Below are 19,926 nucleotides of genomic sequence, written 5' to 3'. Positions count from 1 at the left end.
TATCGGTCTCACTTCACTCTTGGCGAGACTGACAGCTTAGGAGTGGCTTACCGAGAGGGACCAAAATAAAGCAGAGAGGACTGAGAACTCAGCCGACGGTCGCTAGCACTCGGACATCTGTGTCCGAGTGTCGTTCGCGCTGAGTTCGAGCACCCCGTTCTTGCAGGAAGTTCTCGATTTCATCGGCCAGCGTATCAGCGTCCTCTCTCTCGACATGAACGATCAGCGTTGGCCGGTCTGGATCGTTATTGTCGATGACAAGCGATACGTCTTTGAATTCGTCCGGCTGTCTGTACGCCTCGAATTCCTCGGCGACCTGGTCAGCCAGGTCATCGAGAATATCCGCTGGGTCTGAGGTCATATTTGGATGAGGGGCGCTTTGAAGACGATCACACCTGACGGGCTTGGAGAGAATTCTATCGACTACTACCACCTCCGACAACCAGTTCGACAAGCAGGTGTTCAGAAGCGTCGTTTTACGAACCGCGAGAGACGTGTTTTCGCATAGAATGCAGAGATGTTACTGTTCGAGGTAGGTCGTCACCTGTTTCTGAAGATGCTTGAACGCATCCTCGGCAGTGTCCACGTCAGAAGCCCCTGTGATGACTATTTTCCCGTTGGCAAAAACCAAGAGAACGGCCGGGTGGTCAGCGGGCCGATAGATGAGACCGGGGAACTGTTCTGGCTCATATTCCACGGATTCCAAGCCCAACGCGATAGAGAGTGTATTCAGATCGACCGGGTCGTCCAGCTGTGCCGTACAGACAACGTTCTGTACCGTGAATCCGGTTTCAGTCTCTGCATCTACGATGTCCAACTCGGACAGTGTTGTGAGGAACGCGTCGTTCGTTTCGTACAACTGTTCGAACGTAGAGCACCCACTGATGATGTATTTCCCACTCCGATAAACCGTGATGAGCGGACCACCCTCAACAAGCCGAAGATAGAGACCATGGTAGTTCGAAGGGTCGTATTCGGTGTATGGCAGATCCAAATCGGACTCGACCTCGGCGACGTCGAGTTCCACACCCAAATCTCCCGACCCGACAGCGTTCGCAATAGATATCATTCGTCCTTTGCCTCTGTAGGAGAGACGACGTACGCCGCTGTTACTAATTCCGGTTCTTGGGGAGTAACGTGCTTCTCTTCCTCAAGCCTGGATAGCTCCTCTTCACGTTCTCGTCGTAGACTCTCGAGCTTCTGCTTCGCGTTCCCAATCGGCGCGGACATATCCGCACCCTGCTCAGCCCGCTGTTGGTACTGCTCTAACCGCTCCTCCCACTCTTCGATTTGCTCTTCGAAGTATCGCTCAGCGTGCTCACGTTTGATTTCGATCTCCCGTTCTCGTTCGGTTCGGGCCTCTTCAGCAAACGACTCAACGTGCGTCCACGCCTCCATCTCTGCGGCCTCGTAGAGGTCCTCAGCCATACTCGAGAGCCGATCAACCTCGTGCGACAACGAGACGTCACTGGGAGCGACCGTCTTCGAGAGTTGAGGAACATCCGTCGTTACACTGCCATCCGGGCGAGCGTAGAGGCGAACGAACTTCTCAGTCACCACGTCGCCGGCACCGGAGACGTAGCCAAGTCGGTAATTGAACAGGATTCCAGGCGGTCGAGACGCCGTCGCAGCGACCTTCGTCGCAATTTCACCCTGGATCCGGTCGCTGTCCAAGCAGAATTCGATGAGCGACTCGACGAGAGGATGGTCAAGCGAGATGAACTCGACATCATCCTCCTCCATCGCGATATCCTTGGTGAACGTGGCCCGTGGGTACTGTCGTGCTACCTGATTTCCACTCAGGACCTCAGGGACATCCAACTGGAACACGTCCCCTTCCATCCTGGCCGGCCCCGGTCGAACGCCCTTGATAGAGCCACCGAATTCGTCGAAGAACACTCGCACGAGCGTCTCGATATCGTCCTCGGACACCTCGCCGTGTTGACTGCGTTCGATCACGTCGAGAATCTCATCGTCTTCGCCGGAGAGGTCGAAGCGGTCGCGAATCAGGAACTCGTTTTCGACGGTCTGAATCGCTTCGCGTTTCTCCTCGATGGTCGCCTCGATATCGGCGACGACACGTTCAGTCGGCTCCCCTTCAGCGATAGCCGCCATTATAGTCTCGTCCAAGTCGACATCCTCGAGGACGCGACCGAGGACATCTGAGCGCATCCCGAGGTCCGACTCGATCTGGTTCGTCTTCTCGATGAGCAGGTTGAGGATCTCGCTCTCGCGGGTATCGGCAAAGAAGAGATTCCGAATCTCGACCGTGTGCTCCTGGCCGTAGCGGTGGAGCCGCCCCATCCGCTGGTCGATCCTGATGGGATTCCACGGGAGGTCGTAGTTCACCATGATGTGGGCGAACTGGAGGTTGAGCCCTTCCTGGGCGGCGTCGGTCGCGAGCATCAGGTTGGCCTCCTCCTCGAATTTGCTCATCTCTTCCCGTCGACGGGACTGCTCGAGGTCGCCGTACACCTGGGCGACATCATGGTCAGCGAAGACCTCGTCACGTAGATACTCCAGCGTGTCCGTGTATTCGGTGAAGATCAGGATTTTCTCGTCGGGGTCCTCTGAGAGAATGCGGTCGACGAACTGCCGGAGCAATCGGGCTTTCGAGTCCGTCTCGATGTTCTTGGCCTGCTGCCAGAGCTGTTTCACGCGGTCCAGCTCCTGCTGGACTTGCGACTGATTGAGCGTAATCGTGACCGTCTCAAGCGCCTCCTCGACCCGAGCGCGTTCTGCGTCGGTGAGCGTCTCGGGTTCGGTACTATACCGCGGAATGAGGTCCTGAACCTCGTCAGGGAGGTCTTCTGCGACGGCGTCGTTCTGAATCGCCCGCATCCGGTTTTCGAGGGACTTCCGGATCGCGTAGATACTCGAGACCAGCCGCTTCTGGTAGATGACCATCGTGAACCCCGCCGCCTGGTTCTCCTCCTGCTGGGCGAGGTTGTAGTACTCGCGGATGTACTCGGTGACGTCGTCGTACAGCTTCCGCTCCTCGCGAGTCATCTCGACCGGGAGTGCCTCGATGTTCTTCTCGGGGAACATTCGGGTCCCGTCGGTCTCGTACATATCGTCCTTCAGCCGGCGGATCATCAGGTCCTCAAGCGCCTCGGGACTGATCTGCGACTCGTGGCTGAAGCGATACGGATCGAGCAGGCTCAGGAGGAAGTAGAATTGGTCTGATTTCCCCTTATGCGGGGTCCCGGTGAGCAACAGCAGCGCATCGGAGTTATCGGCGACGGCCTCACCAACTTGGTATCGCTGTGTCCGCTCGATGGAGTCATCGCTCGACCGTCTGGCCGTAAGGTGATGGGCCTCGTCGAAGACCGCGACGTCCCACTCCTCGTCGAGATTCTGGAGGGCATCGAGGACGGAGACGCGGTCCGACTCGGGGTCGTCGGTGGTCTGCTTCGCGAAGTCGATGGAGGTGATGATGAGGTCCTCCTGTTTCCAGACGTTCTGGTTGGGGTGGGACTTCCGATGTGTACGGACCGTCTCGCGGTCGTAAATGACGAAGTTGCGGTCGAACTTCTCGCGCATTTCCTCCTGCCACTGGACGGTCAGCGGCGCCGGCGCAACGATGAGTACCCGGTCGGCGCGGTCGCGGGCGATGAGCTCTTCGATGACGATCCCGGCTTCGATGGTCTTCCCGAGGCCGACCTCGTCGCCGATGAGGTAGCGGTGGTCGTAGGAATTGAGAATCTCGTAGGCGGCTTGGACTTGATAGGGTTCGATCTCGATGCGGTTGCTGGTCAGCGAGAGGAATCGGTCGTACTTGTAGGCGAGATCGAGTCGGATCGCCCGCTCCCGAAGATCGTAATGGAGCGGGGCGTCGGATTGGCCGGCTGCGAGCCGGTCGACAAGCGAATCGAGTTTCTCGATGTGAGGGAGGCCGCTGGGGAGTTTGCGGAGCTGCCCCTCCGAGGTGTAGACGTGGAGGAGGTGCCCGCCGTTGGGCCGTTCCTCTATTTTCGTGATTTCTCCACGCCCGCCAGCGAACTTGACGTGGTCGCCGACCTCAAATTCAGTCATTCCTCAATCAGGTCAGATAGTGCATCTTCGATGAGAATTCTCTCCTCTTCAGATATATCATAGAGCGTATAAACGAGATCGTCAATCTGGCCTTCTGCTTCTTGGATTCTCTCTTGGATCTCCTCAGACCTCGCCTTCACGTCAATAAATCGCTCCAGCCCGTTTCTACAACTATTGACATCCGGAAGCGTCAGAGACACCAACCGATCTACCAAGGAGTTCGTTGATGTTGCCGTTTCTCTGAAATCTGCGAAACCTCCAGCTTCATCCACTGCTATGGGAATAAATTCGCTAAGCAAAGCCCGAGCCGTGTCAGATAAATTTGTGAACCTCATCGCAGGAATCAGATCAGTCTCGGTGTACCCCCACTGATCGGTTTCAAAATCATCCGGGTCCTCAGGTTTGTACCGAGCTGAAGCTAAAAGCGTGAGGCTGTCATCACGTTCTCGTAATTCAACGCTCCCTATTCTTAGACTGTCCCGCTCATCAGTGGTGTCCGTTAGAATTGAATCTGAAACCCCTTCTGCTGGGAAGTAGATATCACCCAACGTGTCACCGTCGTCATATCCACCAATATAATCGAGGAGATCAAGATTGAGATTCCCAAGTTCATCTTTTAAATCCAGTAGCTCCTGTACAAGTTCCTCTATCTGTCCAGCTATTTCGGCATCACTCGTCCCATTAGACTCGTATATCCTTTCGTCCGGGCGAATATCCTTGATTGGCAGACTTCCCACGTATTGAGCCTTGGGCCGAAGGTATCCCCCGCGGGCTTTCGCACATTCTACAGCAAGGATCCATTCCAACAGGGCAGAATTGAGTAATCCCAGATAGTATCGATCAGAGGATTGGAGTATGAACCCAGTTGTGGTTACGACACTGCCACTAGAATCAATTGTATAATGAGCCCTTCTAGATATATCAGGATAGACGATTTTTTCCTTGGAAGGTTCAACATTTTTGTTCACTTGCTGTAGTTCGTACCACTCCATCTCCCCTTTCGGATATTTGTCCTCGATAATAGCCCGATCAACGAGATCCTCTTTATATTGTTCAAGATAATTCGCCGTCACGTCATAATTATCTATATCTGCTACTTTGACCCCATCTTCTGTCCGGACATAGGGGTACATAATATAGCTGTTCGGCTTTGGAGGTCTGAATCGCTTGATTTCTTTTCCGAAGATAATGGGTCGGAAGAGCTCTGTATCTTCTGTGCCTCCGAAAAGTTCGATTATCTTGTCCTCATCAATAATCAGAACATCATTGAGTCCAGATTTCACTCCAACAAGAGGATCCCCAATTGCCTCATCAACTGGCTCCCCGATTTTCGAAACTCTCTCTTTTAACTCCCTTTCTCTTTGCCCAAGGAAGGTCCACTCCTCGTCAGAGAAGTATGATTGATCCACTTCTTTTCGGACTTCTTCAACTCTATCTGGTAAAGAGGTGAATTCTAAATCATCTATTTGCGCATATTTGAACGGCTGTGTTGGGGAGTCATTTGAGAGAATCATAATCGCAGGGTAGGCACTAACCTCCGGACCGAAGACTGGAAGATCCTGAAAATCAATAAATTCCTCAATTTGGTGATCGCCGATTAATTTTCTAAGGCCCTTCCCAGATTTCACCTTTGTGAATTTATGTGATAGTATGTATGAGAGACGACCCTGTTCACGGACCAGTTCGGTTGCCTGTTCCACGAAATATGCGTAAATATCCGCTCGACCATGATACACAGAGAACTCCTTCTGGAGATAGTCTTTAAAGCTGGTAATCAACTCTTGACGTACATACGGTGGATTACCGATGACTGCATCAAACCCAGGAGAGTCTATATCTTGACCGTCGCTTGTGTAATAAACTTCTGGGAATTCCAATTTCCAGTGAAAGTACTCATCAGTATCCGCCCATTTTTGCGCGTCTTTAAACCACTGCATCTCTTGGATTTCACTCCACTCCTCATCGTCTTCAAGGGCAGCAGCCATCTGCTTATACGCGTCAGACGGGAGATTATCCAACCCAAAGTCCTCTGCAGTGTGAACATTTGTCATCGCCTCAAGCCGCTGTCGAAGCTTGTTCTGCTCGAACTCATCGTACTTAGCCTCCATCTCCTTGACATCGGCGAGGTCCTGGTTCTCAATGGCGATGAAGTCCTGATAGATCCGCATTAGCTGCTCGATGGTCCCCTTTCGAGCCACACCGAAGTCCGCGAGCGTCGCGTTCTGCCCGCCACCGCCAGCATCAGATTCCAGTTCCTCGATTTCCTCGATGTCACTGCCGACCAGCGAGTTCCCCGTTTTTAGGTGGTGGTCCAGGAATGCGAGCGGCTGTTCAGCCGCGAGCGTCCGGAGCCAGAGCGAGACCTTGGCGAGCTCGACAGCGAGTGGGTTCAAGTCGACGCCGTAGATACAGCGCTGGGCAACCTGCCGGCGGGCCCAGTTGATATCGTGACCCTCGTCGACGGTTTCGATACCCTGCTGGGCGGCCTGGCGCTCTTGGGCGTCGATGATCTCGCGGGCGAGATAGTCGATGGCACTCGTCAGGAAGTGGCCACTCCCCATCGCGGGATCGAGGATTTTCAGGTCGAACACTCCCTCAGCGAACTCCTCAGCAAAGCCACCCCCGTCGAACGCACTCTGGCCCACAAGACTGCCTCGGATATCGTCGACAAGCGGGCCGAGAGTCTCCTCGACGATGTACTCAACGACGTACTCCGGCGTGTAGTAGGACCCTGTGGCTTTCCGTTCACCAGAGCCAGTCGTGAGGTGGACTTCGCCCTCCTCGACGATCACTTCGACACCCTCGCCGGCGGGGACGTACTCACCGTCTTCCAGCGCGAGCGGTTCGTCGGCGACGTCAAGCTGGTACTCAAGAAGCCCTTCGTATATGCTCCCGAGGTGGCGGACGTCCAGCGATGAGTAGTCGACGAAGATCTTCCCGCCGCCGTTGCCGTTCTGACTCCGGGTGAGCAGTTCGATCACTTGAGCGAGGTAGGCGTCCCCGACCTGGTGGGTCGCGAGGAACCGGGCTTCGACGCTGTCGTCCTCGTCCGGGTCAGTTCTGAACAGTCCGCCGTTGTACGCTGGGATGTAAAGGTCCTCCTCAGGGATACCGCGCGACTGACTGCCCTGGTCGATGAGTTTGAACAGCTCGTCCAGTCGGTCCCAGAGGTTGTCTTGCCAGTCGCGATACTTCGGATTCGGGCTGTCAAGTTCTTCAGCGACGTTCTGCTTGAGCGTATTCAGACTGTACGACTCCTCGTAGATCTCGTTGTTCGTATCGAGCAGGTCACGACCCTCACTCTCTGCGTAGAGGACGAAGATCAGCCGATAAAGGTAGATGAGAGAACTGTCGTGAATGAGGTCAAGATCCTCTTCGGAGAGGTCGTTGTCCGGGTACTGCATGAACCCTTCCGAGAGGACCTTGATCGCCTCGTAGATGTTGTCCTGGAGGTCGGCCCCCAACTCCTGGGCGAAGACGTTAGACTCGTCGTAGACTTCGTCCAGGAAGCACTCGCCGGTGGAATCCTCGAGGAACGCGCCATGCCTGAAGAAGAGGTAGAAGTATTTGAAATCCTCAAGATCGCCCTTTTCGAGGACGGTCGGCAGGTCGATCTCGTAGTAGGAGTCTAGGCGGTGGCTCGTCGGGCCGTAGTAGAGCCGCCATTTCTTCCCATCAGTAAGCACGGCCCATCGCGCCGGAGTCTCCTGCAGATAGACGTGAATCTGGTAGCTCGGGTTCTCGAAGTCCCGCTCGTGTTCTCCGCTCCCACGGGTGTCGAGTGGACGACCCCAGCGCTTGGCGTCCGCGACGGCGACGGCGTCCTTGTAGAAATCGCCACCTTCCTCACGGCGCTCGAACGCGCCACGGGCGGCGTCCTCGGACTCAAAAAAACCGTAGTCAGGGCGTCGCTGGGTCCGGCTGGTACTCTCTTCGACCTCGAAGGGAATACCCAGCTTCCGGAACATCGGCCGAATGAACTTTTCTTCGAGCTGGGACTCGTTGCGTTTGGGTGCAGTCCCGCTCTCGCGATCCCACAGCTCCATTATGTCCGCTTTCGCCTCGCGGAGTTCGTCGTCGCCGATTTCATCCCATGCCTCAGTCTCGGGGAGATGCTCGTCGAGGTAGTAGTTCGAGAATAGGTCGCGATTCGTCCGGTAGGTGAGTGCCGTTTGCATGAATTATCGTGGTGTAACGATGAGGAACCGATCTGCGTCCTTACTGTCGATGAGCGCGTGAGCGACGTCTTTAGTATCAGCAACGTCGACGTCGACATCGTCGCCGATCTCGGCTTGAAGCTCTTCGAGCTCCGAGCCAGAGATATTGACTCGCCCAGAGTTACCCGAATTCCGGGCGATTGATTTGCGAGTCATGCGCGATGCTTGGGCTAACTGACCGACATAATATAGTCTTTACTTAGACTATTCCGAGTCAGGTTTCACGACTGGGTGGACGATTACCTGAAAATCAATTAATCGGGGCGAAGATCGCGCCATCGGACGTCGACAGTCTCCCCATCCTCCAAGTTAACGCGGAAGAGATACCCCTCTCGTTCATCCCCAGTTACAGCACCTGCATCGTCTGAAATAACCTCAACAACTGTTCCCCGACGCCCGTGGAGTCGGTTATGATCTGGATCCGTCTCGTCCGGGATGTCAATCCGAACCGAGTCTCCAGTATTGAAGCGTCTCATAGCGTTTTCAGCGGGTTTGTGTCCAAAAGAGGGTGGCTAGTCCAACCAAGAAAATCCCACCAACACCAAAGCCAATTATCGATGGAGCTGGCAATGAGGGAACGGATTCTTGGACAAGAGATGTGAGAATGAACCCGCCCGCGTACCCCCCTACAGAGACGTATCCGGCGGCCAGTAGACGAACGAACCATTGTTCCACAATCGTATGCGACCGGTGGTCGGCATCCTCTGCTGGACGAGGATCAACTATCTCTGGGTCGGGTTTCTCACGTTTCAGATATCGCCATTCATCGAGATACATACGAACTGGCAGGACCGACTCGATCTCGTTCAAGATGGCGTATCGAGCTTTGTTCAGGCGACGGTACGATTGAAGACTCTGATACCAGAAGTAGCAGATCAGACTGCCGAATCCTGATGCAAAGAGGACAATTACAGCATTAGTGGTGGTGAGGTCGCCACGGGCAAGCGCAAAGAGGCCGGCGAGTATCGAGGTCAAAATCAGACCAAAAAAGCGGTTCATTTGGACCCGCTGATTGGCTGTCTCAATTGCCACCTCTCCGTAGTGAATGTACTGCTCCATCACCCGGTCTTTTTCATCTTCGCTCAGATCGGCTAAGGGACCAGCAGTGACATCGCCTTCCTCAGATGATTCATCAGGATCCCCCCCAGTGACCTCCTCAGAATGTTCGGGTTCTGTTTCAGGCGTGTCCTTCTCGTCAGGGTCAGTCCCCTCCTCCTTGGGAGTGACCGCAGCTTCATCGGCTGAATCAGGCATGGTCAGCGAGCGCGTCGACGAGAGAGGCTTTTCGCCACCCGACCTGAGTGTCTGCGATTTCCTGTATCTTCGACGGAATCTTCGATTGTCCCTCTGGAATGATTGCGATGACCGGCTTATCCAGTTCTTCAGCGAGTTCCAATTCTTCAGGGATCCATTTGCTGTGGGCCCCGTACATCCCACTGCTAACGATCACGACCGACGCGGTCTTCATTTGATTTCGTAGTTCAGAACGAAGAGCAGACTCAGTGTCCACCGGTAATGGGTCGGTTGAGGGAACGCTATGATTTTGCCACTTGAGCGACGGAACCTCGTCGAGGAAATCGACAATACGTTCGTAGTGATCGTCGTACTCCCAAGAATGGGAGACAAAGACGTTGTACTGCTTGTCGTCAAGTCGGTTCGCGGCGCGTGCTAAGCGAGGGAGTGATTGGCCAGTATTTCCGCCTGAAGACGAAGAGGACTCTTGAGTAGACGAACCTGCGGAGGCCAAGGCTTCCAGCCCTTTGTAGGCCGCATATAGGAGCAAAGCGCCGCCAGCGAGCTTTTGTCCAGACGAGAGACCCTGCTGGTTCTGCGTGTCTGCAGAACTGCGGCTCAGAGAATTATCAGTCGGGACAAGACCGGACTGTTGGTCCTTCGGTTCAAACAGCGACGATCGAGAGGAACTGAGCTCTGGGAGGCTGCCATCCCCAGTTTGCGTGACTGTATAAACAGGTCCGAGTTCTCGAACTGTGAATTCAGTTCCGAGATCGTGCCCCTTGTAGGTCGGCAGCAGACGATCTTCGTCATCGGTGTAGAATCCAGTAGGCAGACCACTAACGGCCGACTTCAAAACGAATCGCACTGCTGATTCGGAATTCGGACTGCCGCGAATATCGTCGAATGCAGCCTCCCAGGTGGTTTTCAATGGGGAGGAGGTGTTTTGACTCATGACCGTGTGGTCATTCTGTTTTTAAATAGTATAAGTTCTTCCCACTGAACTATCGACAACTGTAGATTCGGCACCAGAGTGGGCCATAGTACTAAACGAGTGAGCCGTCAACAATCCGCACATAGTAATGAGTTTCAACAGCAGATCCTCAAGCAATCGTCGGAGCGAATATAGATTGTTCATCTCGCACTCTTGGGAATACAGCGACGAGTACAATCGGATGGTGGAACTGCTTCGCGACTATCCGAATTTCAGTTTCCGAAACTACTCAGTCCCGAAGGTGGAGGAAATAGATGCCGACACCGAAGAGGAGCTGGAACAGGCACTTCGAGAAGACCAGATCAAGCCGGCCACGGTCGTGATAATACTCGGTGGTATGTACGTCGCCCACAGTAAATGGATCAAGAAAGAAACTATTTTAGCTGAAATCGAAGGGAAGCCAATTCTCGGCGTTACACCACACGGAAACAAGCAGATGCCTAATTTCGTTGAAGACCACGCAGATCAGATCGTGGGTTGGCGAGGAAAGAGCGTGGTAGAGGGGATTCGAGATTTGGCTGATTAAGTTGACGAGAGTGTGTATAAACTATTGAGGGAGAGTCTGGCTAGCGTCGAGACTGTTCCCGACGCCACGAATTGGGTAGAGTTCGATCGCTTTGTACTCTCCGTCGCCGTCAATATGACCCAGTTTTGAAAACAGAGACCGACTCTTGTCATTCGGTTCGTCGATGTAGTAGATCCCATCCTCGCAGTACTCCTTACACCAGGCCTGAATCAACTCCTTAGCAATTCCCCGGCGCCGGTATCGATCCCGGACAAACAGCTGTCGAAGAACCTGTATCCCATCGAGTTCTTCCCAAGTGACGTAACCAGCTGCGTCGTCATCTCGAATATAGAGCAATCCTTGGTGGTTCTCAGGGATGTATCGGGCGAATGATGAACTCGTGTCACCACCATAGCTGGTCATCGCGCCGATGACTCGCTCCGTCTTGTCTATTGGGCGACCATCAGAATATGCGAGAAAGGAATCTTCAGATCCGATTTCTACGATGTCATCCGGAGTTGAATCGGTGAAAAGCCACTCAGCACTGAACACCTCGTCGAGATCCAATCTACGGCCCTGATACTCGATACCGTATAATCTCATACAGTCACGACAGCGGAATTCCGCTGACTCCTCAATTTCAGACATCCCCGGAACACGTCCAACTGACGGGTCGCCAATCCCTGAGCAATCGCAGTCCTGTCTGAGTTCCTCGAATTTGTCTCCCTTCCCTGATTGACTATACGGAACAAATCCCATCTTCCAATGCTCCTCTATCGCCTCGCCGAGTTCTTGAGCGAGTTTTTGAGCGACTCTCGCGTCTTTACCCACAAATGTAACGACGGCATCAAGGAGGTCGTCGACGTGAATAATCGGATCTTCAGACAACTCGTATTCTGTGAGCAATTGCCACCCACTAGGTGCCCGGTAAATCATCCGAAGATAGTCTTCACAGAGAAACGAAACAGCAACGACCTCGATCCCGTCATCTGTTTCAATATAGAGGGGAATCGTTTGATCGATCTCCTCACGTTGAGCAAGAGTTTCGAGCCAAGAGTGATCCCCGAGACCCGCTGGAAGTGGAATATTCAAACTCATTTCCGTATCAAAAAGTGGCCCTGTTTCAATATAAATGATAGGCGACTACCACTATGTAGTTATATAAAACCCGCATACGACAAATCGAGATATGGAAACCAAGCGGATCGCTGAGGTCGTGGAAAATATAAATTATTCTTACCTATTACCAGCGATTCAGCGCGAGTTCGTCTGGGAAACAAGTGACATCGTCGATCTGTTTGATTCCCTGTTACGGGACTATCCGATCGGTGCACTTCTTCAGTGGAACCTCTCCGCCGAGGAAGCGCAGGCTCAGCCCAAATATCGGTTCGTCACTCACTACGTCGACGAACCAAACTTTCCGCAGTCACTGACAACCCCGACCCATCGGAACCCCCCGCACAATTCCGAAGACCCACTCCCGTCACCGGTCAAACTAGTTCTCGACGGCCAGCAGCGGCTGACCGCGCTCAATATCGGACTCACCGGATCATTCTACGAGCGGAAACACAACCACCCTCGAAACAAGGCCAGTTCCTGGGTCCAGAAGCGACTCTATCTCAACCTCCTCTCTGATCCGCAGACGGCAGACTCGGAACTCGGTAATAAATACGACTTCTCCTTCCGATCCGAGCAGTCAGCAACCGCGAATGCCTATTGGTATCCGGTCAACCGAATTACGTCTATCTCGGACAACGACGAATTTTATGCGGAACGGCAGGAGATCGAGAGTGAGATCCGAGAGCTAGTCGAAGATCACCCGGAGATAGAGAATTCCGATAGTCTGATTCTCAACGCCCAGCGCAATTTCGAGGACCTTTACCGGGCAGTCCACAAGGACGAGAAGCTCCACTTCTTTACCGAAGACGAGAACGACATCACCCGTGTTCGCGACGTCTTCGTTCGCATCAATCAAGGCGGAGTGACACCGAATCGCGCCGAAATCCTCCTCTCCTTGATGACCAGTAGCTGGCAACAAGAGTCGCCGGAAATCAACGCCCGTGACGAGGTTCACGCGATGGTCGACGAACTGAATGGGATCATCGACGGTGGGAACGCGCCCTTTGCCACGAAGCACATCCAGAAGGTGCTGCTCGCGATCAACGGCAATGAGATTCAATACCGATTCGATAACTACACGCTTGACCTGCTGCGGAATCTCAAGGATATCTGGCTCACGGATACGTTCTCGAACACGATGGAGCAACTTGCGGAGCTCTTGAACAGCTACTATCCGACGGTGACCTACATCCTCAGTCCCGCCCTCTACACGCCTATCGCCTACTATCTCTACCAGAACGAGAATCCCTCGCTCGATTCGACCTCCATCAAGGGTCGCGGCCGGCGTCGTGACATTCTCTACTACATCTGCGCGGCTCGACTCAACGGATTCACCAGCCAATCATCGAACCAGATCGCAGAACTCGTCCGGGACGTTATCCGAGAGGAAGAGAGCTCGGAGTTCCCACTAGAACGGATCAGTGATGAAGTGGCGTCCAGTTACGGGACCTCTCTCCGTTTCACCGAAGAAAAGCTTACCACACTTTTCGAGGAGCTCCAATACGGCAAGCGGGACATCGAGTTCCTCCTCCAGCTTTCGCACTATCCCGATGAACCGGCGCGAGGCAAGGACTACGATATTGACCACATTATCCCGAAATCAGTTCTCCCCGAGGAGGCGGATGCTGACCGAGTAGGGAACCTTCAGCTGCTGATCGACAAGACGAACAAGATGAAATCCGATGATGACTTCGAGGACTGGATGAAATCCCGTACGGACGACTACAAGCAGACTCATCATATCCCGGAGGGCGCCAAGGAGATGACGTTTGAGGAGTTCGTGGATGCCCGGGAGCAGCTCATCATGGAGCACATTCTCGAACACCAACCATTCTAACCGCAGTCAAGCTTCCAGTTCGAAAGCCCTCGCAAGAAGTGTGGTTAGCTCGTTCAGGGCCTGAGTCGCAGTCTCGTCGATCTGGACACTAACCCGATCAGTCTCTTTTGGGTGTTTCTTTCCTAACGAGAGGACCACATCGTCATCGGGTGAGAGGGAAGCCGAGAGCCAGGAGGTGACTCGAGGAGAGCCGGCGAACCAAGCCGTCGTCAAATCATGCCAAGGGCGTTCTCGATCTCCCTCAGGCGGGCGATCCGGTCCAAACGCTAGCCGTTCTAAGTTTTCAGAAAATGAGCGGAGTTCCTGGGTATCCGATTCTTCAAGCTGGACGGTGACTCGGTGGGTGTCTCCATCCCAGCCCCAGTCCTTCTTTCCAAGCTGAAGAGTTAGCTGACCCGTTGGTGAGCGAGAAAGGGTCGCCCAAGCGCGTCCCTTCCGTCGAAGATCTTGTTGAGCAACAGTCACCCATTCATCCGACTTGTCGAACGATGCCCAATATTCTCCGGGAATAGGGATCTCTAACGAAACAGACGGTGACTTCTCTTGCCAGAGCCATCTGATGACTTCCGGATACCCCTCTGTATCAGACCGCGACGGAAGCGCATAGGGCCAGACGGTCAGTATACCGGAGAGATCAACATCGTACTCGGAGAAATCGTCCTCATCGAGCCACGCAACGCTATAATCATGCTGTAAATAATGGTCAGTAACTGCCTCAATATCTTTGCCCTGATTCCGATACTGAGCTTCTATCGCGATACCTTTTCCATAGGGTTCTCGGGGAGTGTCGAATGTGAGCAAGACATCCGCAATTCGTCCGTCAATGCCGGATTCCAACTCAACTGTCGCGTCGGGGAAATCGTGCTCCAATCGAGCATACGCAATCGACTTCATCTTCATATGCTCGTCCGATTCACCGGTACACTCGCCGGCGTCTATGAGGTCGGCAAAGGTCGCCTGACCGCCAGTTTGCCCCATCTCAGAACGACCCTCCTGTTCGTGGTGCCGAAAATGACGAGAAATGAAAGCAGAACCTCGTTCGTGAGACCGTACAACAGCCATCGGTTGGTCACACGCAGGACAGGTAACAGTCGTGCCGTCGGCTACTTGTGGTGGGATAACCCGTGTTCCGTTTAGAACTCCAAGGTATGGCATCGAAGAGGTGCGTGTATTGGATGTGTTTGTCACTCAAGTATATTGACCATTTCTCCGGTATCCCGTTGTTCGAGAGTTGAAGAAGAGATGGGTTTCCGGAAGTTTCCGGAAGCCTCGCCTTTCCTTAAACACAATATCGGGGTACAGCGGAGGTTTTCAGATACCCAAGAGGACATTACCAGGGGTATTTCCGGAAACAACCCGGTCAGGCTTTTATGACCAGACCCAGAATCAGACTGTCAGAAACAGATGATTCGCGATGCTCGCGTTCTTCGGGCCGGGTTCGTCCCTCGAGAAGTCGAGCATCGCGACGCCGAAGTCAACCACCTATCCAGCGTCCTCGAACCAATCACGAACGGAGAACCCGCCGACACCGCCATCGTCACCGGACCCAGCGGAACGGGCAAAACGTGTATCTCGCAGTTCGTCACCGAGCGACTGCGTGAAGAGGTCCTCGACGTCGAGGCCACCTACGTCAACTGCTGGCGCAACTACACCCGATTCCGGACGCTCTACCAGATCCTCGACGACCTCGGCGCCACCATCGACATCCACCGACAGTCAACGCCGCACGATGAACTCGTCGACCGCCTCCAACAGCACGACGGCCCGCGGACGGTCGTCATCCTCGACGAGGTCGACCAGCTCGAAGACCCCAGCGTCATCTACGATCTCCACAGCCTCCCGCAGTTCGCAATCATCTGCATCGCGAACAAGGAAGAGGAGCTATTCAGCCGCGTCGACGACCGCCTCGTGAGTCGGCTGCGCTCCAGCGAGCACGTCCGGATGGACAAGTACCACGACGAGCAGCTGTACGACATCCTGAGTGCGCGGGCGAAGTGGGGGCTCGACGAGGACGTCATCACCGACAACCAGCTCTACCGAATCGCCGACGCCGCCGCCGGCGACGCCCGTCTCGCAATCGGCATCCTCCGAACAGCCGCCGGCAAGGCTGATCGCGAGAACCACGAGCGCATCACCGACGACATCCTCCTGGACGCCGCCGAGGATGCCCGGGCCCAGATCAAGCAGAAGAGCCTCGATTCACTCACACCCCACCAACGGGTCGTCTACGACATCGTTCGCGAACACGGCCCGGTCGGGCCGAGCGAGATTCACGAGCGCTATTCCGAGGACGTCGATGATCCACGGACGAAGCGGACTATCCGCACGTACCTCTCGAAGATGGAGCAGTACAACCTCCTCGAAGCGGAGGGGACGAGTCGAGATCGGGAGTACTCGCTCGTCGATTCGGCAGCGGCGTCGCCGATGCAGTAACCGTGACCCCGTTAGCTATCAGGAACTGAACTCGCCGAGGCCCGATTGCTCGTGGTCCAGCGGGTCGATGACCTGCGGATCGTCGTTGCCGGGGTTGTTGACTCGTGTCGAGATCTCGTAGGCGGCCAGATCGTCCTTCGGATACGGCTGGCATAGGTCCTTGCGGGTGTCGGGATCTGCGGTGAGCCAGTCGGACTCCGCGTCCTGCGGAAGGACGACCGGCATCCGGTCGTGGATGGAGCTCATCAGGTCGTTCGGATCCGTTGTGAGAATCGTAACGCACGAGATCGTCTCGTCGTTGCCCTCCCAGACGTCCCAGAGCCCGGCCATCGCGAACGCGGGGTCGTCCTCGCGGTAAATCCGGTAGGGCTGTTTCGACCCGCCGTTCGGCGATTTCCATTCGTAGAACCCTGACGAGGGGACGAGGCAGGGGCGGGATTCCCACGCCCGCTCGAAGACACGTTTCTCGTCGGCAGTCTCGGAGCGAGCGTTGATGATGCCCTCCTCGGGTTCATCCGCCCAGAACGGAATCAGCCCCCAGTGGTAGGCATCGATCTCGTCTGGAGCCTCGTTCGTGATGATGTGGAGGTCGTCACCAGGAGCGATGTTGTATCGGGGTGTGTACCCGCCGTCCGCGACGACCTCGGCATCGAAGCGGGCCTCGAAGTCAGCCTGGTCGATGAAGAGCGAGTTTCGGCCACACATACCGAGGAGTTCGGAGGGAAGCATCTTCAACGTGGTCGCACAGGAATCTCACCGTTAACCAACAGATTGTCCCGATAAGCCTGAGTTGTTGGTTAACGACAAGGGGGCGAAGAATCTCCTAATGCCAAACGGTACACCTAAACAAACGATAGAAGAGGTTACACTAACTACGCTCAACCAAAATGACCCACATTCTCGCTGTATCTGACTGGCGCTCTCAACCTCTTGACGATCTCTACACCATTCTCGAAACTGTAGAACCTACTCCAGATCTACTACTGTATGCCGGCGACGACCTTTCACGTTTCAAAAACGCCGATACTGGCACAGATCATCTGGCAGAACTTGCTCGCCTCACGAAGCATCAACAATCGCTCTATGTCCGAGGAAACGACGACTTCCCTCCGTCAACCGGTCCACAATTCGATTCGGAATTTACCACCGACCTCCACAGGACACCATACATCTACGAGGATTTCGTGTTCATCGGCCAAGAAGGATCAACCCAGGGACCTGGTCTCATCACCTATACCGAGGACGACGTCCAGCGACACCTTTCCGAACACCGCACCGCTTGTGAAGACAGAACTCCGATTCTTGTCACTCACACACCTCCCTTCGGCATTCTCGATATCGGGAAGCGATTCGGGCAACAACATATCGGGTCGAAGGCCGTCAGCAGCTTCATAGACGACATCCAGCCCCCAGTCACCGTCTGCGGTCATTGCCATCAATTCGGAGGCAGAGCTGAAACCCTCGAGTACGGCACGGTGATCAACATCGCATCCCACGACGGAGTAGACGACCCTGGAAGGTACGCACTCATCACCATCGACGCCTCGAACGGGTCTATCGAGTACGAGTTCTACGACACTCGCCATCTGCTAGGAAGCCGGCTGACTGATCTCGTCCAGGTCGGGAGAAACCGAGTGGAACAGTTCAGTGAGTTAGGAATCACTAGCCCAGATGAGATTACCGAAGAACGGCGTGCCGATCTCGAAGCCCTCCCTGGAGCCTCGTCATGGCACGTGGACCGGTGGATTGCTCATCGACAGGCGTTCGAAAACGATGAGGTCGTGATTCTAAACAAGTCCGCCTTCGACGACCTTCACGATACGGAGCCTCTCCTCTTGGACATAGAAACGGATCTTCAGCAGGATCGGATCTGGCTGGTCGGCACCTACAGTTACCAGAACGATGCGTACCGACAATTCTTCGAGCCGGACGACGAGTCAGCACTCCTTCAGGAGCTGTCTGAGTACCTTGATGATCATGGCTCCGAGCCGATCATCTACTACGGAGGGAACTACTTCGACGAACAGTGTCTCAGTCGCAGATTCGACGAACACGGCATTACTGAGGGGATCGACCATCTGGAGCGAGCGCACGACCTCGGGATTACTGCCCAACAGGAACTCTTCGGTCCCTTCAATCAGCATAAATTGGATGTCGTAGCGAGCGCACTCGGCTTTGAGTATCAAGACCCAACCGTCGATGGATTTGTGGTCGGGAGCAAGTACACACGATATCTCCTCGACGGCGAAGAACCAGACTGGGATCGACTCAAACAGTACAATAACGACGATGTAACCGCGCTGAGAACAATCGTCGATCACATCAGATCGTAGGCTCGGGAGATATACGGGCCGTCAGCAGAATTACGTGAGGGCGATATCATCGTGGGATCATAGAGTCTTAACCAACAATTGAGCTGTGATCCCCCGGCCTGTTGGTTAATCCGACGATGCTGTCCGCCTTCCTCTCTGGAAACGTTCTCGGAAACGGTCGAACGATGGCAGAAATCCGTTGCCTGAGTCCGGTTCTACATACCTTCCAGCCCTTCCCTGAAACGCGGAAGCGACACGCCGCGGCTTATCGGGAACGTAGACAACTAGTCGAGTATGGGAGAACACTCAACGTCGAACCGATTGGCGGTGGACCAGCCGACACGGGGAGCTGATCGCAATCGGTCCCTTGCTGACCAGGCCGATCCGGCTACGGACGAGATGCTGCTGCCACAGCTTGACGACGGCATCACGCTGCTCGACGTCGAGGGAGGCCGCGGCGTCCCGATCCTGCAGTCACTCGTGCTCGACCATCTCCTCCTGCACGACGGGCCCGCCTTCTGGGTCGACGCAAACGGACACGCGACGACGACGACACTCGCTCAGATCGCGCCCAGTCAACGGTTGCTCAACCGAATCCACGTGGCACGCGGATTCACCGCCTACCAGCACTACGGCGCCGTCTGTGATCTCCCGGCGGCAGTGAACAAGTCGATCCAGATGTCCACCACTGACGCCGGGGCGGCCGGTCAGGGGGAACCGAGTCGTGACGAGGACACGTCGCCCCACACGCCCGCCCTCATCGTCGCGCCCGCCGTCGACGCCCAGTACCGCGCCGACGATACCCTCGGCGAAACCCACGCGAAAACCCTCCAAGCCCGCACTCTCGCCCGGTTGTCGACCTATGCTGAGGGGTACGACATCCCGGTACTCGTTACGCGAAACGAACGAAACGAATTCACCGAGTCAGTCGCGACGGTCGCCGACCACTATCTGGAGTGCGAGCAAACTCGGATGGGCCCACGGGTCGTCGGCGAGGACTTCGAGACGCTCGTCTACCCCGTCGACGACGGCGCGTACTACCAAACGACGTTCGCGTACTGGCAGCAGCTGCTCGCGGCACGCGCCACGCAGGTCGGCGTGGAACCGACGACACCGGCGCCGTCGACGCCGACTCCGGAGAGTGTCGGGACGGGCGTCACAGCTGACGGTGAGACGGTGTCGGCTACCGCGGATCCCTTGCTCGATGCGTGGACCGCGACCGGGACCGGAGGACGATAACG

16 protein-coding genes are annotated in these 19,926 nt (G+C 55.1%); 5 read left to right on the top strand and 11 right to left on the bottom strand.

Features of this window, described 5'->3' with window-relative positions:
- Positions 1 to 88 precede the first annotated feature (88 nt).
- The 8 genes from MUG96_RS24365 to MUG96_RS22810 form a co-directional block, all read right to left on the bottom strand.
- Positions 89 to 361, bottom strand: a complete 273-nt coding sequence (locus MUG96_RS24365) for a hypothetical protein (RefSeq protein WP_082226617.1) — start codon at positions 359 to 361, stop codon at positions 89 to 91.
- Between the two features lie 159 nt (positions 362 to 520).
- Entirely contained in the window at positions 521 to 1,069 is a 549-nt protein-coding gene (locus MUG96_RS22840) for a TATA-box-binding protein (protein ID WP_049908458.1), read from the bottom strand.
- A complete protein-coding gene (locus MUG96_RS22835) occupies positions 1,066 to 4,035 on the bottom strand; it encodes a DEAD/DEAH box helicase (RefSeq protein ID WP_246989515.1) in 2,970 nt (989 codons plus the stop codon). The genes MUG96_RS22840 and MUG96_RS22835 overlap by 4 nt, the downstream gene beginning before the upstream one ends.
- Complete coding sequence (locus MUG96_RS22830; protein ID WP_246989514.1) at positions 4,032 to 8,213, bottom strand: Eco57I restriction-modification methylase domain-containing protein; 4,182 nt, start codon at positions 8,211 to 8,213, stop codon at positions 4,032 to 4,034. Before MUG96_RS22830 ends, MUG96_RS22835 begins: the two co-directional genes overlap by 4 nt.
- Before the next feature lie 3 nt (positions 8,214 to 8,216).
- Positions 8,217 to 8,408 carry a hypothetical protein gene (locus MUG96_RS22825; protein WP_246989513.1) on the bottom strand — a complete coding sequence of 64 codons (192 nt, stop codon included), beginning with the start codon at positions 8,406 to 8,408 and terminating at the stop codon, positions 8,217 to 8,219.
- 98 nt (positions 8,409 to 8,506) lie between these two features.
- Positions 8,507 to 8,728: a DUF8139 family protein gene (locus MUG96_RS22820; protein ID WP_246989512.1), complete on the bottom strand. Its 222-nt coding sequence runs from the start codon at positions 8,726 to 8,728 to the stop codon at positions 8,507 to 8,509.
- Positions 8,729 to 8,735: 7 nt separating this feature from the next.
- Positions 8,736 to 9,506 (bottom strand): RipA family octameric membrane protein, encoded by a 771-nt coding sequence (locus tag MUG96_RS22815; protein ID WP_246989511.1) that lies wholly within the window; start codon positions 9,504 to 9,506, stop codon positions 8,736 to 8,738.
- Positions 9,499 to 10,440 (bottom strand): TIR domain-containing protein, encoded by a 942-nt coding sequence (locus MUG96_RS22810; RefSeq protein WP_246989510.1) that lies wholly within the window; start codon positions 10,438 to 10,440, stop codon positions 9,499 to 9,501. Before MUG96_RS22810 ends, MUG96_RS22815 begins: the two co-directional genes overlap by 8 nt.
- 127 nt (positions 10,441 to 10,567) lie before the next feature.
- Here MUG96_RS22810 and MUG96_RS22805 point away from each other — a divergent pair, with 127 nt between their 5' ends.
- Positions 10,568 to 11,005: a TIR domain-containing protein gene (locus MUG96_RS22805; protein WP_256465457.1), complete on the top strand. Its 438-nt coding sequence runs from the start codon at positions 10,568 to 10,570 to the stop codon at positions 11,003 to 11,005.
- 21 nt (positions 11,006 to 11,026) lie between these two features.
- Here MUG96_RS22805 and MUG96_RS22800 read toward each other — a convergent pair whose 3' ends face one another.
- On the bottom strand, positions 11,027 to 12,082 hold the full coding sequence (locus tag MUG96_RS22800; protein WP_246989593.1) for a GNAT family N-acetyltransferase: 1,056 nt from the start codon (positions 12,080 to 12,082) through the stop codon (positions 11,027 to 11,029).
- Between the two features lie 91 nt (positions 12,083 to 12,173).
- Here MUG96_RS22800 and MUG96_RS22795 point away from each other — a divergent pair, with 91 nt between their 5' ends.
- A complete protein-coding gene (locus MUG96_RS22795) occupies positions 12,174 to 13,940 on the top strand; it encodes a DUF262 domain-containing protein (RefSeq protein WP_246989592.1) in 1,767 nt (588 codons plus the stop codon).
- Positions 13,941 to 13,946: 6 nt separating this feature from the next.
- Here the strand turns inward: MUG96_RS22795 and MUG96_RS22790 are convergent, their stop codons facing one another.
- On the bottom strand, positions 13,947 to 14,918 hold the full coding sequence (locus tag MUG96_RS22790) for a competence protein CoiA family protein (RefSeq protein WP_246989591.1): 972 nt from the start codon (positions 14,916 to 14,918) through the stop codon (positions 13,947 to 13,949).
- A 426-nt stretch (positions 14,919 to 15,344) separates the two neighbouring features.
- On the opposite strand from MUG96_RS22790, the gene MUG96_RS22785 reads away from it, so the two are divergent.
- On the top strand, positions 15,345 to 16,373 hold the full coding sequence (locus tag MUG96_RS22785; RefSeq protein WP_246989590.1) for a Cdc6/Cdc18 family protein: 1,029 nt from the start codon (positions 15,345 to 15,347) through the stop codon (positions 16,371 to 16,373).
- Between the two features lie 18 nt (positions 16,374 to 16,391).
- Here the strand turns inward: MUG96_RS22785 and MUG96_RS22780 are convergent, their stop codons facing one another.
- Positions 16,392 to 17,078 carry an SOS response-associated peptidase gene (locus MUG96_RS22780; protein WP_246989589.1) on the bottom strand — a complete coding sequence of 229 codons (687 nt, stop codon included), beginning with the start codon at positions 17,076 to 17,078 and terminating at the stop codon, positions 16,392 to 16,394.
- Between the two features lie 182 nt (positions 17,079 to 17,260).
- On the opposite strand from MUG96_RS22780, the gene MUG96_RS22775 reads away from it, so the two are divergent.
- Together MUG96_RS22775 and MUG96_RS22770 are read left to right on the top strand one after the other, a co-directional pair.
- Positions 17,261 to 18,706, top strand: a complete 1,446-nt coding sequence (locus tag MUG96_RS22775) for a ribonuclease H-like domain-containing protein (protein WP_246989588.1) — start codon at positions 17,261 to 17,263, stop codon at positions 18,704 to 18,706.
- 273 nt (positions 18,707 to 18,979) lie between these two features.
- Entirely contained in the window at positions 18,980 to 19,924 is a 945-nt protein-coding gene (locus MUG96_RS22770; protein ID WP_246989587.1) for a hypothetical protein, read from the top strand.
- Positions 19,925 to 19,926 lie beyond the last annotated feature (2 nt).

Source organism: Halorientalis marina, from assembly GCF_023028345.1.
Taxonomy (GTDB): domain Archaea; phylum Halobacteriota; class Halobacteria; order Halobacteriales; family Haloarculaceae; genus Halorientalis; species Halorientalis marina.
The sequence above is the reverse complement of the archived record's forward strand: the minus strand, read 5'-3'. Positions and strand labels throughout refer to the sequence as shown.

What these genes read in the sequence shown, in the direction of transcription:
- MUG96_RS24365 (WP_082226617.1), bottom strand. Translation starts at nt 361, where the DNA reads ATGACCTCAGACCCAGCGGATATTCTCGATGACCTGGCTGACCAGGTC.
- MUG96_RS22840 (WP_049908458.1), bottom strand. Translation starts at nt 1,069, where the DNA reads ATGATATCTATTGCGAACGCTGTCGGGTCGGGAGATTTGGGTGTGGAA.
- MUG96_RS22835 (WP_246989515.1), bottom strand. Translation starts at nt 4,035, where the DNA reads ATGACTGAATTTGAGGTCGGCGACCACGTCAAGTTCGCTGGCGGGCGT.
- MUG96_RS22830 (WP_246989514.1), bottom strand. Translation starts at nt 8,213, where the DNA reads ATGCAAACGGCACTCACCTACCGGACGAATCGCGACCTATTCTCGAAC.
- MUG96_RS22825 (WP_246989513.1), bottom strand. Translation starts at nt 8,408, where the DNA reads ATGACTCGCAAATCAATCGCCCGGAATTCGGGTAACTCTGGGCGAGTC.
- MUG96_RS22820 (WP_246989512.1), bottom strand. Translation starts at nt 8,728, where the DNA reads ATGAGACGCTTCAATACTGGAGACTCGGTTCGGATTGACATCCCGGAC.
- MUG96_RS22815 (WP_246989511.1), bottom strand. Translation starts at nt 9,506, where the DNA reads ATGCCTGATTCAGCCGATGAAGCTGCGGTCACTCCCAAGGAGGAGGGG.
- MUG96_RS22810 (WP_246989510.1), bottom strand. Translation starts at nt 10,440, where the DNA reads ATGAGTCAAAACACCTCCTCCCCATTGAAAACCACCTGGGAGGCTGCA.
- MUG96_RS22805 (WP_256465457.1), top strand. Translation starts at nt 10,568, where the DNA reads ATGAGTTTCAACAGCAGATCCTCAAGCAATCGTCGGAGCGAATATAGA.
- MUG96_RS22800 (WP_246989593.1), bottom strand. Translation starts at nt 12,082, where the DNA reads ATGAGTTTGAATATTCCACTTCCAGCGGGTCTCGGGGATCACTCTTGG.
- MUG96_RS22795 (WP_246989592.1), top strand. Translation starts at nt 12,174, where the DNA reads ATGGAAACCAAGCGGATCGCTGAGGTCGTGGAAAATATAAATTATTCT.
- MUG96_RS22790 (WP_246989591.1), bottom strand. Translation starts at nt 14,918, where the DNA reads ATGGGGCAAACTGGCGGTCAGGCGACCTTTGCCGACCTCATAGACGCC.
- MUG96_RS22785 (WP_246989590.1), top strand. Translation starts at nt 15,345, where the DNA reads ATGATTCGCGATGCTCGCGTTCTTCGGGCCGGGTTCGTCCCTCGAGAA.
- MUG96_RS22780 (WP_246989589.1), bottom strand. Translation starts at nt 17,078, where the DNA reads ATGTGTGGCCGAAACTCGCTCTTCATCGACCAGGCTGACTTCGAGGCC.
- MUG96_RS22775 (WP_246989588.1), top strand. Translation starts at nt 17,261, where the DNA reads ATGACCCACATTCTCGCTGTATCTGACTGGCGCTCTCAACCTCTTGAC.
- MUG96_RS22770 (WP_246989587.1), top strand. Translation starts at nt 18,980, where the DNA reads ATGGGAGAACACTCAACGTCGAACCGATTGGCGGTGGACCAGCCGACA.